Annotated in this window: 12 protein-coding genes; 2 read left to right on the top strand and 10 right to left on the bottom strand. The window is 62.4% G+C overall.

All coding sequences use genetic code 11. The features are described 5' to 3' along the window. Nucleotides 1-44 precede the first annotated feature (44 nt). From gcvT to arcD (KVQ74_RS19840), 10 genes are all read right to left on the bottom strand, one after another. Nucleotides 45-1,169, bottom strand: a complete 1,125-nt coding sequence (gene gcvT / locus KVQ74_RS19795) for a glycine cleavage system aminomethyltransferase GcvT (RefSeq protein ID WP_217832847.1) — start codon at nucleotides 1,167-1,169, stop codon at nucleotides 45-47. 176 nt (nucleotides 1,170-1,345) lie between these two features. Next, complete coding sequence (locus KVQ74_RS19800) at nucleotides 1,346-2,722, bottom strand: L-serine ammonia-lyase (protein WP_217832848.1); 1,377 nt, start codon at nucleotides 2,720-2,722, stop codon at nucleotides 1,346-1,348. Between the two features lie 207 nt (nucleotides 2,723-2,929). Beyond that, the gene (gene gcvP, locus KVQ74_RS19805; RefSeq protein ID WP_217832849.1) at nucleotides 2,930-5,782 is read right to left on the bottom strand and encodes an aminomethyl-transferring glycine dehydrogenase; all 2,853 of its coding nucleotides are present in this window, start codon (nucleotides 5,780-5,782) and stop codon (nucleotides 2,930-2,932) included. A gap of 11 nt (nucleotides 5,783-5,793) precedes the next feature. Next, on the bottom strand, nucleotides 5,794-6,177 hold the full coding sequence (gcvH, locus tag KVQ74_RS19810; protein WP_217832850.1) for a glycine cleavage system protein GcvH: 384 nt from the start codon (nucleotides 6,175-6,177) through the stop codon (nucleotides 5,794-5,796). A gap of 414 nt (nucleotides 6,178-6,591) precedes the next feature. After that, the gene (locus KVQ74_RS19815; RefSeq protein ID WP_217832851.1) at nucleotides 6,592-8,100 is read right to left on the bottom strand and encodes a sigma-54-dependent transcriptional regulator; all 1,509 of its coding nucleotides are present in this window, start codon (nucleotides 8,098-8,100) and stop codon (nucleotides 6,592-6,594) included. 250 nt (nucleotides 8,101-8,350) lie between these two features. Then, on the bottom strand, nucleotides 8,351-8,713 hold the full coding sequence (locus tag KVQ74_RS19820; RefSeq protein WP_217832852.1) for a DUF5064 family protein: 363 nt from the start codon (nucleotides 8,711-8,713) through the stop codon (nucleotides 8,351-8,353). A gap of 62 nt (nucleotides 8,714-8,775) precedes the next feature. Next, complete coding sequence (arcC, locus tag KVQ74_RS19825) at nucleotides 8,776-9,705, bottom strand: carbamate kinase (RefSeq protein WP_217832853.1); 930 nt, start codon at nucleotides 9,703-9,705, stop codon at nucleotides 8,776-8,778. Nucleotides 9,706-9,846: 141 nt separating this feature from the next. Beyond that, nucleotides 9,847-10,857, bottom strand: coding sequence for an ornithine carbamoyltransferase (locus KVQ74_RS19830; protein WP_217832854.1), 1,011 nt, complete (start codon nucleotides 10,855-10,857; stop codon nucleotides 9,847-9,849). Nucleotides 10,858-10,926: 69 nt separating this feature from the next. After that, nucleotides 10,927-12,183, bottom strand: a complete 1,257-nt coding sequence (gene arcA, locus KVQ74_RS19835; protein ID WP_217832855.1) for an arginine deiminase — start codon at nucleotides 12,181-12,183, stop codon at nucleotides 10,927-10,929. 34 nt (nucleotides 12,184-12,217) lie between these two features. Continuing rightward, nucleotides 12,218-13,645 (bottom strand): arginine-ornithine antiporter, encoded by a 1,428-nt coding sequence (gene arcD, locus KVQ74_RS19840; protein WP_217832856.1) that lies wholly within the window; start codon nucleotides 13,643-13,645, stop codon nucleotides 12,218-12,220. A gap of 449 nt (nucleotides 13,646-14,094) precedes the next feature. On the opposite strand from arcD (KVQ74_RS19840), the gene arcD (KVQ74_RS19845) reads away from it, so the two are divergent. Together arcD (KVQ74_RS19845) and KVQ74_RS19850 are read left to right on the top strand one after the other, a co-directional pair. Continuing rightward, on the top strand, nucleotides 14,095-15,522 hold the full coding sequence (arcD, locus tag KVQ74_RS19845; protein WP_217832857.1) for an arginine-ornithine antiporter: 1,428 nt from the start codon (nucleotides 14,095-14,097) through the stop codon (nucleotides 15,520-15,522). Beyond that, entirely contained in the window at nucleotides 15,519-16,382 is an 864-nt protein-coding gene (locus KVQ74_RS19850) for a DNA-3-methyladenine glycosylase family protein (protein ID WP_217832858.1), read from the top strand. The genes arcD (KVQ74_RS19845) and KVQ74_RS19850 overlap by 4 nt, the downstream gene beginning before the upstream one ends. The last annotated feature ends 103 nt before the right edge of the window (nucleotides 16,383-16,485 follow it).

Below are 16,485 nucleotides of genomic sequence, written 5' to 3' on the forward strand. Positions count from 1 at the left end.
TAGTGCACGCATAACGCAATCGCGTTACTTATAGAAACAGTCAATCAACCGCGATAGTAGCGTTGTGGAACAAATGGCATTTTGCTTACAAGCATTTGCACCTTTTTCCCACGAACGATGGCCCAGACTGGCGTCTCAAGTGCGACATAAGCGCTGTCGAGGTAACCCATGGCCAGCGGCCCACCCAGGGTCGGGCCGAAACCGCCGCTGCACACGCTGCCGATGATTTCGCCGGCCTCGTTGACGATTTCCGCGCCTTCACGCACCGGGGTGCGTTCCTGTGGCAGCAGGCCGACGCGTTTGCGGGCGACGCCGTTCTGTTGCTGGGCGAAGATGTTTTCCGCCCCCGGGAAACCGCCGGCCCGTGCGCCGTCGGCACGTCGTGGCTTGGACATCGCCCACAGCAGGCTGGCTTCGATCGGCGTGGTGTCGGTGTTCATGTCGTGGCCGTACAGGCACAGGCCGGCTTCCAGGCGTAGCGAGTCACGGGCGCCGAGGCCGATGGCTGCCACTTCCGGCTCGGCCAGCAGGGCGCGGGCGAGTTTTTCCGCGTCGGCGGCAGGCACCGAGATTTCGAAACCGTCTTCACCGGTGTAGCCCGAACGGCTGACGAAGCAATCCACGCCCAGCAATTGCACACGGTTGAACTGCATGAAGGTCATCTTCGCCACTTCCGGCGCCAGGCGTGCCAGCACGGTCACGGCGGCCGGGCCTTGCAGGGCGAGCAGGGCGCGCGCTTCGAACAGCGGCTCGATCGTGCACTGAGCGCCGATGTGCTTTTGCAGATGGGCCAGGTCCTGATCCTTGCAGGCAGCGTTCACCACCAGGAACAGTTCGTCGTTGCCGAGATTGGCCACCATCAGGTCGTCGAGGATGCCGCCGGTCTCATGGGTGAACATGGCGTAACGCTGCATGCCCACCGGCAGGTCGATGATGTCCACCGGCACCAGGGTTTCCAGGGCTTTGGCGGCGTTGGCGCCGGTCAGGCGGATCTGGCCCATGTGCGAGACATCGAACAGCCCGGCCTGCTCGCGGGTGTGCTGGTGTTCTTTCATCACGCCCAGCGGGTATTGCACCGGCATGTCGTAGCCGGCGAACGGCACCATGCGGGCGCCGAGTTCGATGTGCAGAGCGTGCAGCGGGGTTTTCGACAGTTGTTCGGTGGACATGCGGGACTCCTTTCAAAGTGGGTTCCGGGTCAGGAGCAAAAGCCCCTCACCCCAGCCCTCTCCCGGAGGGAGAGGGAGTTGATTGTGTTTACCTCTCCCGGAAGGAGAGGGCGCTGGTTACCTTTACCTCTCCCTTGGGAGGAGAGGGGATGAATACGTTTGATCCGGGTGACGGATCAGCACTCGATAATGTTGACCGCCAGGCCGCCGCGGGCGGTTTCCTTGTATTTGCTTTTCATGTCGGCGCCGGTCTGGCGCATGGTGCGGATGACCTTGTCGAGGGAGACGAAGTGTTGCCCGTCGCCGCGCATGGCCATGCGCACGGCGTTGATTGCCTTGACCGAGCCCATGGCATTGCGCTCGATGCACGGCACCTGCACCAGCCCGCCAATCGGGTCGCAAGTCAGGCCGAGGTTGTGTTCCATGCCGATTTCCGCCGCGTTTTCCACTTGTTGCACGCTGCCGCCGAGGACTTCGCACAGTGCACCGGCGGCCATCGAGCAGGCGACGCCGACCTCGCCCTGACAGCCGACTTCGGCGCCGGAAATCGAAGCGTTTTCCTTGTACAGAATGCCGATGGCGGCGGCAGTCAGCAGGAAACGCACCACGCCATCGTCGTTCGCGCCGGGGATGAAGCGCATGTAGTAATGCAGCACGGCCGGAATAATCCCTGCCGCACCGTTGGTCGGTGCCGTGACCACGCGCCCGCCGTTGGCGTTTTCTTCGTTGACGGCGAGGGCGTAGAGATTGACCCAGTCGAGTACTGACAGTGGATCGCGCAGCGAGGATTCCGGGTTCTTGCACAGTTGCCGATGCAAGGCTGCTGCCCGTCGTTTGACCTTGAGCCCGCCCTGCAGGATGCCTTCGTTGCGGCAACCGGCGGTCACGCAGTCCTGCATCACTTGCCAGATTTTCAGCAGGCCGGCGCGGGTTTCCGCTTCCGGGCGCCAGGCGCTTTCGTTGGTCAGCATCACCTGGCTGATCGACAGGCCATAGGTGGCGCAATGACCGAGCAAGTCCTTGGCGCTCTTGAACGGGAAGGTCAGTTTGGTCGTGTCTGCGACGATGCGGTCAGCACCGGCCGCGTCTTCGTCGACGACAAAACCACCGCCGACCGAGTAGTACTCGCGGCTGCGGATCTGCAATCCGGCTGCGTCGAAGGCGCGAAAAATCATGCCGTTGGGGTGATAGGCCAACGGTTTGCGGATCATCGCCAAATGTTCTTTCTCGTTGAACGCGATGCCGTGTTCACCGAGCAGATTCAAGCGACCGCTGCCACGAATGTCTTGCAGGCGGGCGGCGACGGTTTCGGTGTCGACGGTGTCCGGGTGCTCGCCTTCAAGGCCCAGCAACACGGCTTTGTCGCTGCCGTGGCCCTTGCCGGTGGCGCCGAGGGAACCGTACAGCTCGACTTTGACGCTGGTGGTGGCTGAGAGCAGGTTGTCCCGGCGCAGGCCTTCGACGAAGCGCGCGGCGGCACGCATCGGGCCGACGGTGTGGGAACTTGAGGGGCCGATGCCAATCTTGAACAGGTCGAACACGCTTAACGACATGAGTTGTTCTCCGGTTTCTTGTTATAGGAATTGGCGAAACGTCAGGCTTGGTGCAACTCCCCGGTGGAGGCGGGCTTGCTCGCGAAAACGGTCGGGACAGACAGCATCGGTGTGACTGACAAACCGCTTTCGCGAGCAAGCCCGCTCCCACGAAGAGAGTCGGGGTGTTCTTGAAGTGTGGGGCGAGCGAACCCGCCCCACACAGTCTTAAGCGTAGCTTTCGATCGACGGGCAGGCACAGACCAGGTTGCGGTCGCCGAACACGTTGTCGACGCGACCGACCGGCGGCCAGTATTTGGCTTCGATCAACGAGGCCACCGGGTAGACGGCTTGCTCGCGGCTGTACGGGTGAGTCCACTCGCCAACCAGTTCCGCTGCGGTGTGCGGAGCGTTTTTCAGCGGGTTGTCGTCCTTGTCCAGGGTGCCGTTTTCCACCGCGCGGATTTCTTCGCGGATGCGGATCATGGCCTCGCAGAAGCGGTCCAGTTCTTCTTTGGATTCGCTTTCGGTCGGCTCGATCATCAGCGTGCCAGCCACCGGGAACGACATGGTCGGGGCGTGGAAGCCGAAGTCGATCAGGCGCTTGGCGACGTCATCGACGCTGATGCCGCTGCTGTCTTTCAGCGGGCGCAGGTCGAGGATGCATTCGTGCGCCACCAGGCCGTTGCTGCCGGTGTACAGCACTGGATAGTGCTCTTCGAGGCGACGGGAAATGTAGTTGGCGTTGAGGATCGCCAACTGCGAAGCGCGCTTCAGGCCGGCGCCGCCCATCATGCGAATGTACATCCAGGTGATCGGCAGAATGCTCGCGCTGCCGAACGGTGCCGCGCAGACCGCGCCTTCCTTGCGCTCCATCTGGGCGTGGCCCGGGAGGAACGGGGCGAGGTGCGATTTCACGCCGATCGGGCCGACGCCCGGGCCGCCACCGCCGTGCGGGATGCAGAAGGTCTTGTGCAGGTTCAGGTGCGAGACGTCGCCGCCGAACTTGCCTGGCGCGCAGAGGCCGACCATCGCGTTCATGTTGGCGCCGTCGATGTATACCTGGCCGCCGTTGTCATGAATGATCCCGCAGATTTCACGGATGCCTTCTTCGAACACGCCGTGGGTCGACGGGTAGGTGATCATCAGCGCGGCGAGGTGTTCGCGGTGCTCGATGGCTTTGGCGCGCAGGTCTTCGATATCGACGTTGCCGCGGGCGTCGCACGCGGTCACCACCACACGCATGCCGGCCATTTGCGCGGTCGCCGGGTTGGTGCCGTGGGCGGACGACGGGATCAGGCAGATGTCGCGACGGTCTTCGCCACGGCTCTGGTGGTAGGCGCGGATGGCCAGCAGACCGGCGTACTCACCCTGGGAACCGGCGTTCGGTTGCAGCGAGATCGAGTCGTAACCGGTGGCGGCGCAGAGCATCGCTTCCAGTTCGTCGGTCAGTTGCTGGTAACCGGCGCTTTGCGCGGCCGGGGCGAACGGGTGCAGGGCGCCGAATTCGGCCCAGGTCACCGGGATCATTTCGCTGGCGGCGTTGAGTTTCATGGTGCACGAGCCCAGCGGGATCATGGTGCGATCCAGTGCCAGGTCCTTGTCCGCCAGTTTGCGCAGGTAGCGCATCAGCTCGGTTTCCGAGTGATAACGGTTGAACACCGGATGGCTGAGGATCGGCGACTGACGCTCCAGCGCGGCCGGGATGGTGCTTTGCACCGAGGCGGCGAGGGCGGCGAAGTCGGGCAGGGCCTTGCCGTCGGCGAACAGGCTCCACAGGGTTTCGATGTCAGCCTGGGTGGTGGTTTCGTCCACCGACAGGCCCAGACGCTGGGCATCGACCACACGCAGGTTGATCTGCCGGGCGCGGGCCTTGTCGTGCAGGGCGGCGGTTTGCGCGCCGGTTGCCAGGGTCAGGGTGTCGAAGAAGTTCGCTTGCTCGACGTTCAGGCCCAGGGCGGTCAGACCCTTGGCGAGAATCGCGGTCAGGTGATGCACGCGATTGGCGATTTGGGTCAGGCCTTTGGGACCGTGGTACACGGCGTACATGCTGGCGATGTTGGCGAGCAGCACTTGCGCGGTGCAGATGTTCGACGTGGCTTTCTCGCGGCGGATGTGTTGCTCGCGGGTCTGCATCGCCAGGCGCAGGGCCGGCTTGCCGAAACGGTCAACCGAAACACCGACCAGACGGCCCGGCATGTCGCGCTTGAACGCATCCTTGGTCGAGAAATACGCCGCGTGCGGGCCACCAAAGCCCAGCGGCACGCCGAAGCGTTGCGCGCTGCCGATGGCAACATCGGCACCGAATTCGCCCGGCGGGGTCAGCAGGGTCAGGGCCAGCAGGTCGGCGGCCACGGCCACCAGCGCGTTGGCGGCGTGGAAACGCTCGGTCAGCTCGCGGTAGTCGAACAGGTCACCGTTGCTGGCCGGGTATTGCAACAGGGCGCCGAAGAATGGCGTCACGTCGCTCAGCTCACGCTCGTCGCCCACCACGACTTCGATGCCCAGCGGCTCGGCACGGGTGCGCAGCACGTCGAGGGTTTGCGGGTGGCTGTGGATAGAGGCGAAGAACTTGTGGCTGCCTTTGTTCTTGCTCAGGCGTTTGCAGAAGGTCATGGCTTCGGCAGCTGCAGTGGCTTCGTCGAGCAAGGAGGCGTTGGCGATCGGCAGGCCGGTGAGGTCGCTGATCAGGGTCTGGAAGTTCAACAGCGCTTCGAGACGGCCCTGGGAGATTTCTGGCTGGTACGGGGTGTAAGCGGTGTACCAGGCCGGGTTTTCCAGCAGGTTGCGCAGGATCGGCGACGGCGTGTGGCAGTTGTAGTAGCCCTGGCCGATGTAGGTCTTGAACAGCTGGTTCTTGCCGGCGATGCCTTTGATCATCGCCAGTGCGTCGGCTTCGCTCAGGCCGTCGTCCATGCCGAGCACGCTGGTGCCCTTGATGCTTTCCGGGATGACGCTGGCGCTCAGGGCTTCCAGGGAGTCGAAGCCCAGGCTGTTGAGCATGGCTTGCTCGTCACCGGCGCGCGGGCCGATGTGACGGGCGATGAATTCGTTGGCGGTGCCGAGGTTTACTTGGGTCATGTCGGTACTCCTCAGGCTTCGGCTTGGGCTTTGATCAGGCGGTCGTAGGCGTCCTGGTCCAGCAGTTTGCCGACAGCGGCGGCGTCGCTTGGCTGGAAGCGGAAGAACCAGCCTTCGCCCAGCGGATCTTCGTTGACCAGTTCCGGGCTGTCTTCCAGCGCCGGGTTGGTTTCCAGCACTTCGCCGTCGAGGGGCATGTACACGCCGCTGGCGGCTTTGACCGACTCCACGGTGGCGGCTTCGGCGCCTTTGTCATAAGCCTGCAATTCAGGCAGTTGCACGAACACCACGTCGCCCAATGCGTTCTGCGCGAAAGCGGTGATGCCGACCGTGACGCTGCCGTCAGCTTCGGCGCGCAGCCATTCGTGATCTTCAGTAAAACGCAACTCGCTCATGGAAACTCCTAAGGGGCCAGACTCGTCTGGTGGACGCGGTGGAAGGCTGGGGCAGGAAAGCCCTTTATTTATGAGCGGGTACTTAGCAAAAAAGCGGCCAATATAAAATTATCGTTATAAATCAAGTATTTATGTGATTTTTAAGGCGCACAAGAAGATGTGGCTGTAGCGAAATCGCTACAGCGTAGGGCGAGGAGAAAAGCTGAACCGGATCAAAGCCTTGCAAAGTGGTGATCACAGAGGGGTGTAGCGATATCGTTCCGCTGTAGCGCTTTCAGTACAGATGGAGGTCGCTTTTGGCGCAAGCCCCGTAAGAGCAGGCTTGCCCCCGAAGGCGTCGGATCGGATGTAGCGCTTTTTGCGCGCAAGCCCACGCCCGCAAAGATCTTCAGTGACGACAAGGTTCAGGTTGTTTCAGGTCTTGTTGGGAATGCCGTACTTGCGCAGTCGATGGGCGATGGCGGTGTGGGAGGTCTGCAGGCGGCTGGCGAGCTGGCGGGTCGATGGGTAGCTGGCATAGAGCTTTTCCAGCAGGGATTTCTCGAAGCCTTCCACGGCCTGTTCGAGGCTGTCGACGTCGGTGTCGGTCTGCCGCGCCACCGAGGTGCCGGCGATGTCGAGGTCGCCGATGTCCACCAGGCTGCTTTCGCAGATCGCCGCTGCGCGGAAGATCACGTTCTGCAACTGTCGCACGTTACCCGGCCAGCGGTTGCCGAGCAGCGCCGGATACGTGCCGGGGGCCAGGCGGCAGACCGGGCGCTGGATCTGCGCGCAGGCCTGCTGCATGAAATAACGGGCCAGCAGCAGGATGTCCTGGCCGCGTTCGCGCAACGGCGGGACTTCGACATTGAGCACGTTGAGGCGGTAGAACAGGTCTTCGCGGAACAACCCTTCGCTGACCATCTTTTCCAGGTCGCGGTGGGTGGCGCTGAGGATTCGCACGTTGACCTTCACTTCACGATCGCCCCCGACCCGGCGGAAGCTGCCGTCGTTGAGAAACCGCAGCAACTTGGCCTGCAGGTACGGCGACATCTCACCGATCTCGTCGAGAAACACCGTGCCCTGGTTCGCCAGTTCCATCAGCCCCGGTTTGCCGCCGCGCTGGGCGCCGGTGAAGGCGCCGGGGGCGTAGCCGAACAGTTCGCTTTCGGCGAGGTTCTCCGGCAGGGCCGCGCAGTTCAGCGCGAGGAACGGCGCGTTGTGCCGTGCGCTGATGGCGTGGCAGGCGCGGGCCACGAGTTCTTTGCCGGTGCCGGTTTCGCCCTGGATCAACAGCGGCGCATCGAGTGCCGCCACACGCTGCGCGCGGGCCTTGAGGGTGCGGATCGGTGGCGACTCGCCGAGCAGTGCATCGAAGCCTTCGGCGTGGTCGTGGTGCAGCGCCGAGAGTTGTTCGCCGATGCGGTTCGGTTGGTAGAGGGTGAGCAGGGCGCCGGCGTCGGTGATCGGCGTGGCGTCCAGCAGCAGCGTCTGGCCGTTGACGGTGATTTCCCGCAGCGGCAGGCGAAAGCCCTGTTCGAGCAGGGTTTCCAGCAGGGCCGGGTCGTTGAACAGTTCAGCGACACTTTCACCCGCCGGCTCACGGCCGTACAAGGCGATCAGCGCCGGGTTGGCCAGCAGCACCTTGCCCGCGCTGTCGAGGGCCAGCACCGGGTCGGTCATCGCCGCGAGCAAGGCATCGAGCTGCAAGTGCCGACGCTGGCCGGGCAGGATGTCGACCACCACCACGGCCTCGACGCCGCGCACGCGGAACAGCGCGTCTTTCAGCTCCTCAAGTACTTGCGGGCTCAGGGTCGGGGCGTCGATGTAGACGTTCGGCGGCACCATCTCCACCGCATCCAGATTGAGGTTGCGCCCACCGAGCAAGGCCAGGACTTCCTGGGTGATGCCGACGCGGTCGATGAAGCTGACGTGGATACGCATGGGGCGATTCAGTGTTCTGGGATGCGGAGGGGGGCAAGTATGCCTTGAGCAGCATCAAAAGCCACCCCTCACCCCAGCCCTCTCCCAGGGGGAGAGGGAGCCGATTGTGCGATGCTCGGGAGATACGCCGACCTGAAAATACTGCTGTGAATCCATAATCGACTCAGGTGTTCAGGTCGATGTCTGCCGTTCGACAACTCGGTCAGTCCCCTCTCCCCCGGAGAGGATTAGGGTGAGGGGCCTTCGGGGTTTATTCGAAATGCTCGGGATTCACCGGCTCCCCGGACTTCATGTTCAGTTGCACCCGGATGTCCTCGAACATGGCGTCGTAATGCTTGTGGGTCGACTGGATGCTGCTCAAGGCCTTGGGGATGCCGTATTTTTCGGCAATCTGCGTCACGTTTCGGGCAAAGTTGTAGGCCTCCTCCTTGGGCAGAAAGAACGGCTCGTCCACCGCTTTGCCCTGGATCGTGCCGTGCATCCGGAACTGCATCCCTTTGCCTTTCTGCGGGTCCTGCGCCACTTCATAAGTCAGGCAAATGTCGTAGTTGACATCACCTTTGGTCAGCGCGTGTCGCTCGATGTGCAAACGGCCGGGTTCGAACTGGGCCATGGTGTTCTCCTTTCAAGGCATGGGAGAAGGGCAGACCGCCGGCCTGCCCCCGGAGTTTCTTGTTATCGGTAAGTGATCCCCGGCGTAGCGGTGCTGACCCGCGTGCCGGCGCTGCCCTGGACGATGGCTTCGATATCCGCGAGCGAACCGATCACCGCGACCTTGCCAGTATGGCGCGCAAATTCGCTGGCTGCCTGTACCTTTGGCCCCATGGAACCAGCGGCGAAGCCCAGACGCTCCAATTCATCCGGGTGGGCCTGGGCGATAGCCTTCTGGGTCGGCTTGTTGAAGTCGATGTAGGCCGCGTTGACGTCGGTGGCGATCACCAGCAAGTCGGCTTCCAGTTGTTCGGCCAGAAGCGCCGAGCACAGGTCCTTGTCGATCACCGCCTCGATGCCCTTGAGGTTGCGGTTCTCGTCATACATGGTCGGGATGCCGCCTCCGCCGGCGCAGATCACGATGCTGCCCTTGTCCAGCAGCCACTTGATCGGGCGGATTTCGAAGATGCGTTTCGGCCGTGGACTGGCGACCACGCGGCGGAACTTGTCGCCGTCCGGGGCAATCGCCCAGCCTTTTTCGGCGGCGAGTTTTTCCGCCTCGGCCTTGTCGTAGACCGGGCCGATCGGTTTGGTCGGGTTCTTGAAGGCGGGGTCCTGGGCGTCGACTTCGACCTGGGTCAGCAGGGTGGCGAACGGCACCTCGAAGTCCAGCAGGTTGCCCAGTTCCTGTTCGATGATGTAGCCGATCATGCCTTCGGTTTCGGCACCGAGCACGTCCAGCGGGTAAGGGGTGACGGAGGTGTAGGCCGCCGCCTGCAACGACAGCAGCCCGACCTGCGGGCCATTGCCGTGGGCGATGACCAGTTGATTGCCGGGATGGATCTTGGCGATCTGCTCGGTGGCGATACGGATGTTGGCGCGCTGATTGTCCGCGGTCATCGGTTCACCGCGACGGAGCAGGGCGTTACCGCCCAGAGCAACGACGATACGCATGATGCTGGTCCTTCTGAAAAAGGAAAGTACGGGCTCCCGGTCGACGGTGGGGGCGGGTGGGTTCGCGAAGGAAGCGTGTCAGGCAACATCGGTAGCGCCTGAAACACCGCATTCGTGAGCAAGCCCGCTCCCACTGGGGCTTTACAGGTCAGCCAGGGTCGAGACCAGGATTGCCTTGATGGTGTGCATGCGGTTTTCCGCTTGCTCGAAGGCGATGCAGGCTGGCGACTCGAACACGTCGTCGGTCACTTCGATGCCGTTGGCCAGGTGTGGATACTGCTCGGCGATCTGCTTGCCGACCTTGGTGTCGCTGTTGTGGAACGCCGGCAGGCAGTGCATGAACTTGGTGCGCGGGTTGCCCGAGGCTTTCATCAGCTCGGCGTTGACCTGATACGGCAGCAGTTGCTGGATGCGTTCGCCCCAGGCTTCGACCGGCTCGCCCATCGAGACCCAGACGTCGGTGTGGATGAAGTCCACGCCTTTGACCGCCGCTTTCGGGTCTTCGGTCAGGGTGATGCGCGCGCCGCTTTCTTCCGCGTACTTGTTGCAGCGTTCCACCAGATCGTCATGGGGCCACAGGGCTTTCGGCGCAGCGATGCGCACGTCCATGCCGAGCTTGGCGCCGATCAGCAGCAGTGAGTTGCCCATGTTGTTGCGCGCGTCGCCCAGGTAGGCGTAGCTGATTTCATGGATGGGCTTGTCGGCGTTTTCGCGCATGGTCAGCACGTCGGCGATCATTTGTGTCGGGTGATATTCATCGGTCAGGCCGTTGAACACCGGCACCCCGGCGAACTTCGCCAGCTCTTCGACGATTTCCTGCTTGAAGCCCCGGTACTCGATGGCGTCGTACATGCGCCCCAGCACGCGGGCGGTGTCCTTCATGCTTTCCTTGTGACCGATCTGCGAAGAGTTCGGGTCGATGTAGGTGACGTTGGCGCCCTGGTCATAGGCGGCGACTTCGAAGGCGCAGCGGGTGCGGGTCGAGGTTTTTTCGAAGATCAGGGCGATGTTGTTGCCCTTCAGGTGTTGTTGCTCGGTGCCGGTGTATTTGGCGCGCTTGAGGTCGCGGGACAGGTCGAGCAGGTAACGCAGCTCGCGGGTGGAGTGGTGCTCCAGGCTCAGCAGGTTACGGTTGTGGATGTTGAAAGCCATGATGGATCTCCTTCGGTATCGGTTATCCCCCTGGCTGCACTCGGTCAGTGACAGCCAGGGCTCAGAGGTTTAGTAGTCGATCGGATCACGCACGATCGGGCAGGTCATGCAGTGGCCGCCGCCACGGCCACGGCCCAGTTCCCCGGCGCTGATGGTGATGACCTCGACCCCGGCCTTGCGCAGCAGGGTGTTGGTGTAGGTGTTGCGGTCGTAGCCGATTACCACGCCCGGCTCCACGGCCACCACGTTGTTGCCGTCGTCCCATTGCTCGCGCTCGGCGGCGAAGCTGTTGCCACCGGTTTCCACCACGCGCAGGTTCGGCAGGTTGAGCGCCCCGGCCACCACTTCGAGGAAGGTCTTGTTCTCGCGTCGCACGTCCAGGCCGTAAGGCTTGCTTTCATCCTGACGGATGACGAACGGTACGATCTCCCTGACCACTTCCGGGAATACCGTGACCAGGTCGCGATCGCAGAAGCTGAACACGGTGTCCAGGTGCATCGCCGCACGGGATTTCGGCAGGCCGGCGACCACCACTTTTTCCACTGCGCCTTTGGCGAACAGCGACTGCGCCAGTTGCGCGATGGCCTGGCGCGACGAGCGCTCGCCCATGCCGATCAACACCACGCCATTGCCGATCGGCATCACGTCGCCGCCCTCAAGGGTGGCTTTGCCGTGATCTTTGTCCGGGTCGCCGTACCAGACTTCGAAGTCGGCGTTGGTGAACTCGGGGTGGAATTTGTAGATGGCGCTGGCCAGCAGGGTTTCCTGACGGCGCGCCGGCCAGTACATCGGGTTGAGCGTCACGCCGCCGTAGATCCAGCAGGTGGTGTCGCGGGTGAACTGGGTGTTGGGCAGCGGGTCGAGCAGGAAGCTCGAATGGCCCAGGTAGTCGCGGTACATCTTGATGACGTTGGAACCTTCGCTGTCGGGCAGGTCCTCACCGGACACGCCGCCGATCAGGAATTCGGCAAGCCGGCGTGGCTCCAGGCCTTCGAGCCAGCTGCGCACTTCGTTGGTCAGGCCGAGGCCGACGGTGTCAGCGGTGATCTTGCGATCGAGAATCCATTTCAGCGCTTCGGGGTTCTGCACGGTCTCGGTCAGCAGGTTGTGCATTTCCAGGACTTCGATGCCGCGCTCACGCATCTTGGTGACAAAATCGAAGTGATCGCGCTTGGCCTGGTTGACCCAGATCACGTCGTCGAACAGCAGTTCATCGCAGTTGCTCGGGGTCAGCCGCTGATGGGCCAGGCCGGGGGAACAAACCATGACTTTGCGCAGTTTGCCGGCTTCGGAATGGACGCCGTACTTAACTTTTTCCGTGGTCATTACAGTGATCCTCCAGAGTGAAACAATCGGTGCATTACAGGGTCAGGAAGCCGTCGTACAGTCCGTAGGCCGCCACGATGGCGCCCACGACCACTGCGGCGAAAATCAGCTTCTCGACGTTGGTGAATACCGGTTTGTTGAGTTCCATCTTGGCCTTGGCGAACAGGATCGCGCCGGGCGCATAGAGCAGGGCCGAGAGCAGCAGGTACTTGGTGCCGCCGGCGTACAGCAGCCAGATCGCGTAGATCAGGGCGACCGCGCCGATCAGCAGGTCCTTGCTGCGTTCGCTGGCCGCGCCTTCATAGCTTTCGCCGCGCACCGCCAGCAGCAGGGCGTACGCCGCCGACCACAGGTAGGGCACCAGGATCATCGAGGTGGCGAGGTAGATCAGCGACAGATAAGTGCTGGCCGAGAACAGGGTGATGACCAGGAACAGTTGCACCATGGCATTGGTCAGCCACAGGGCGTTGACCGGCACATGGTTGGCGTTTTCCTTGCGCAGGAACTCCGGCATGGTGTGGTCCTTGGCGGCGGCGAACATGATCTCCGCACACAGCAGCACCCACGACAGCAGCGCCCCGAGCAGCGAAATGATCAGGCCGACGCTGATCAGGATCGCCCCCCAGTGACCGACCACATGTTCGAGCACGGCGGCCATCGACGGGTTCTGCAGTTTCGCCAGCTCCGGCTGGGTCATGATGCCCAGCGACAGCACGTTCACCAGCACCAGGAACAGCAGCACGGTGATGAAGCCGATCACGGTGGCCTTACCGACGTCGGAGCGTTTTTCCGCCCGGGCCGAGAAGATGCTCGCGCCTTCAATGCCGATGAACACCCAGACGGTGACCAGCATCATCTTGCGCACCTGATTCATCACACTGCCCAGGTCCGGGTTTTTCACGCCCCAGATGTCGGCGGTGAAGATCTCCAGTTTGAAAGCGAAGATCGCGATCAGCACGAACAGCAGCAGCGGCACGACCTTGGCGACGGTGGTCACCAGGTTGATGAACGCCGCCTCCTTGATCCCCCGCAGCACGAGGAAGTGCACGCCCCACAGCAGCAACGAGGCGCCGATGATCGCCGCGACGGTGTTCCCTTCGCCGAACACCGGAAAGAAGTAACCCAGGGTGCTGAACAGCAGAACGAAGTACCCCACGTTCCCCAGCCAGGCACTGATCCAGTAACCCCAGGCGGATGAGAAGCCCATGTAATCGCCGAATCCGGCCTTGGCGTAGGCGTAAACACCACCGTCCAGGTCAGGTTTGCGATTGGCCAGGGTCTGGAAGACAAAAGCGAGGGTGAGCATGCCGACGGCGGTAATGGCCCACCCGATCAACACGGCGCCGACGTCCGCACTGGCGGCCATGTTTTGCGGTAATGAAAAGATCCCGCCACCGATCATCGAACCAACTACCAGCGCAACAAGTGCGCCGAGTTTTAGTTTTCCGGGGGATTCAGACATTGCATGACTCCAATGTAGGAGAAGAGAGACATCAGGTTAAGTCGACCTGTCGGTGAAACAGCTGACATGGATCAGTGCATCGCTACATTCCATTGTTGAATGAATGACTTATCTCTCGGGATCAGGCAAAAGCATACGACCGGAAAAGCCTGTTCCAGAGGCCTCTGGCTAGATCAAAAAGGAATTGCTCTCATTGCTTCGAATTTCAACTTAGATGGTTTTCGGGTTTTCGCAAATTTTCATCATCTGTTTTCGGAACAGATTCGATTTATTAGTGTCCCGGCTGGTAACTAGATGTTTCGTACTATGAGTTAGAGTGATCGGCTATATATAAAAAGCGAGAATTGGCGTTATCGAATAAACGTTATTACGCTTTATCCATTTAGTTAATGCCGGTTACATGACGGTTTTGCGGCAACCGCCGCCCTTGGGGAATGGGAGACGCTTCAATGTCGCAACCGACGCAAAAACTGCGCCTTGGGGCGCTGATCGCCCTGGTGGTCGGATCGATGATTGGCGGGGGGATTTTCTCGCTGCCGCAGAACATGGCGGCCCGCGCCGATGCCGGGGCGATCCTGATCGGCTGGGGCATCACCGCCATTGGCATGCTGACCCTCGCATTTGTCTTCCAGACCCTGGCCAACCGCAAGCCGGAGTTGGATTCCGGGGTGTACGCCTACGCCAAGGCTGGGTTCGGCGACTACATGGGCTTCTCCTCCGCCTGGGGTTACTGGATCAGCGCCTGGCTGGGCAACGTTGGCTATTTCGTGTTGCTGTTCAGCACGCTCGGGTATTTCTTCCCGGTGTTCGGCCAGGGCAACACACCGATTGCCATTGGCTGCGCCTCGCTGCTGCTGTGGGCCGTGCATTTCCTGGTGATGCGCGGGATCAAGGAGGCGACGTTCATCAACCAGGTGACCACCGTGGCCAAGATCATTCCGCTGATCATGTTCGTGGTGATTGCAGCGGTGGCGTTCAAGGCGGACGTGTTTACCCGGGACATCTGGGGCCGCAGCAACCCGAACTTCGGCGGGGTGATGGAGCAGGTGCGCAACATGATGCTGGTGACGGTGTTCGTGTTCATCGGCATCGAAGGCGCCAGCGTGTACTCGGCGCGGGCGGAGAAACGCAGCGACGTCGGGCGGGCCACGGTGATCGGTTTCATTGGCGTGCTGGCGTTGCTGGTGCTGGTCAACGTGCTGTCGCTGGGGATCATGAGTCAGCCGGAGCTGGCGACCTTGCAGAACCCGTCACTGGCGGCGGTGCTGGAACACATCGTCGGGCCGTGGGGCGCGTTGTTGATCAGCATCGGTCTGGCGATATCGCTGCTCGGCGCGTTGTTGTCCTGGGCGCTGCTGTGCGCCGAAATCCTCTTCGCCACCGCCCGGGACAAGACCATGCCGGCGTTCCTGAAAAAGGAAAACGCCAACCATGTGCCGGTCAACGCGTTGTGGCTGACCAACCTGATGATTCAACTGTTCCTGCTGATCACGCTGTTTTCTGAGGGCACGTACACCAGCCTGATCTACCTCGCGTCATCGATGATTCTGGTGCCCTACCTGTGGTCGGCGGCCTACGCGGTGCTGTTGAGTGGACGCGGCGAAACCTACGAACACGCCTCGGCCGAGCGCACCAAGGATCTGCTGATCGGCGGCATCGCCCTGTGTTACGCGGTGTGGCTGTTGTATGCCGGCGGGGTCAAGTACCTGCTGCTGTCGGCGCTGCTCTACGCGCCGGGGGTGATTCTGTTCGCCAAGGCCAAGCATGAGCAGGGCGAGCCACTGTTCACCACCATCGAGAAGGGCATTTTCACCTGCGTGATCGCCGGGGCAGGACTCGCGGCGTACGGGCTGTACAGCGGTTTGCTGTCGCTGTGAGGTTGCGACTCGAATATCAGCCGCCCTATGACTGGCCGGCGATGCTCGGTTTTCTGGCGGCGCGGGCGGTGACCGGGCTGGAGACGGTGGTCGATGGCGTGTATTCGCGCAGCATCGGTTTGAACGGGTTGCATGGTTGCGTTTCGCTGTGGCCGAGCGCCGAAGATGCGCTGGAGGTGGCGCTGGATTTTCCCGATGCGACGGCCGTGCCGGAGATTGTTGCGCGCTTGCGGCGGATGTTTGATCTGGACGCGGATTTGCCGGTGATGCACGGGCATCTGGCGCGTGATCCGTTGCTGGCGCGGTTGATTGCCGAGCGTCCGGGGCTGCGGGTGCCGGGGGCATGGGACGGGCTGGAACTGGCGTTTCGCGCGGTGCTTGGGCAGCAGATTACGGTGGTGGCGGCGATTCGGCTGGCAGGGAAACTGGTGGCCGGGTATGGCGAGCCTTTGGCGTGTGCGGTGCCGGGGCTGACGCACGTTTTTCCTCGTGCAGAGGTGCTGGCGGTGGCTGATCTGGCGGCGCTGGGCATGCCGAAGAGTCGCGGGCGAACCTTGTCCGGCGTAGCACAGGCGTTGCTGGATGATCCGGCGTTGTTCGAGCCAGGGCGCGAGGAAGGGGTGGCGCGGCTGTTGGCGTTGCACGGGATTGGCGAGTGGACGGCGCAGTACATCGCCTTGCGCCAGTTGCGGGACATGGATGGCTTTCCCCATGGCGATGTCGGTTTGTTGCGGGCGCTGGAAGTGCTGGAGGGCGAGCGGCCGACGGCGCGGAACCTGGCGGCGCGAGCTGAGGCCTGGCGGCCATTTCGCGGGTATGCGGCGCAGGTGTTGTGGTCAGTCATGAGCCGGGTGGACTGAGGTTTGGTGCCTGGCTCTTGACCGCTCACCCTCACCCCAGCCCTCTCCCGGAGAGGGAGAGAGAGGGGGCCGACCGAGTTGTCTGGCGTCTTGTATTGACCTG

It is taken from the genome of Pseudomonas botevensis, from assembly GCF_019145475.1.
GTDB classification, from domain to species: domain Bacteria; phylum Pseudomonadota; class Gammaproteobacteria; order Pseudomonadales; family Pseudomonadaceae; genus Aquipseudomonas; species Aquipseudomonas botevensis.

Coding starts and splice junctions, on each gene's coding strand:
- KVQ74_RS19815 (WP_217832851.1), bottom strand. CDS start 8,100: ATGCGTATCCACGTCAGCTTCATCGACCGCGTCGGCATCACCCAGGAA.
- arcA (WP_217832855.1), bottom strand. CDS start 12,183: ATGACCACGGAAAAAGTTAAGTACGGCGTCCATTCCGAAGCCGGCAAA.
- KVQ74_RS19800 (WP_217832848.1), bottom strand. CDS start 2,722: ATGTCGTTAAGCGTGTTCGACCTGTTCAAGATTGGCATCGGCCCCTCA.
- gcvT (WP_217832847.1), bottom strand. CDS start 1,169: ATGTCCACCGAACAACTGTCGAAAACCCCGCTGCACGCTCTGCACATC.
- KVQ74_RS19830 (WP_217832854.1), bottom strand. CDS start 10,857: ATGGCTTTCAACATCCACAACCGTAACCTGCTGAGCCTGGAGCACCAC.
- gcvH (WP_217832850.1), bottom strand. CDS start 6,177: ATGAGCGAGTTGCGTTTTACTGAAGATCACGAATGGCTGCGCGCCGAA.
- arcC (WP_217832853.1), bottom strand. CDS start 9,705: ATGCGTATCGTCGTTGCTCTGGGCGGTAACGCCCTGCTCCGTCGCGGT.
- KVQ74_RS19820 (WP_217832852.1), bottom strand. CDS start 8,713: ATGGCCCAGTTCGAACCCGGCCGTTTGCACATCGAGCGACACGCGCTG.
- gcvP (WP_217832849.1), bottom strand. CDS start 5,782: ATGACCCAAGTAAACCTCGGCACCGCCAACGAATTCATCGCCCGTCAC.
- arcD (WP_217832857.1), top strand. CDS start 14,095: ATGTCGCAACCGACGCAAAAACTGCGCCTTGGGGCGCTGATCGCCCTG.
- arcD (WP_217832856.1), bottom strand. CDS start 13,645: ATGTCTGAATCCCCCGGAAAACTAAAACTCGGCGCACTTGTTGCGCTG.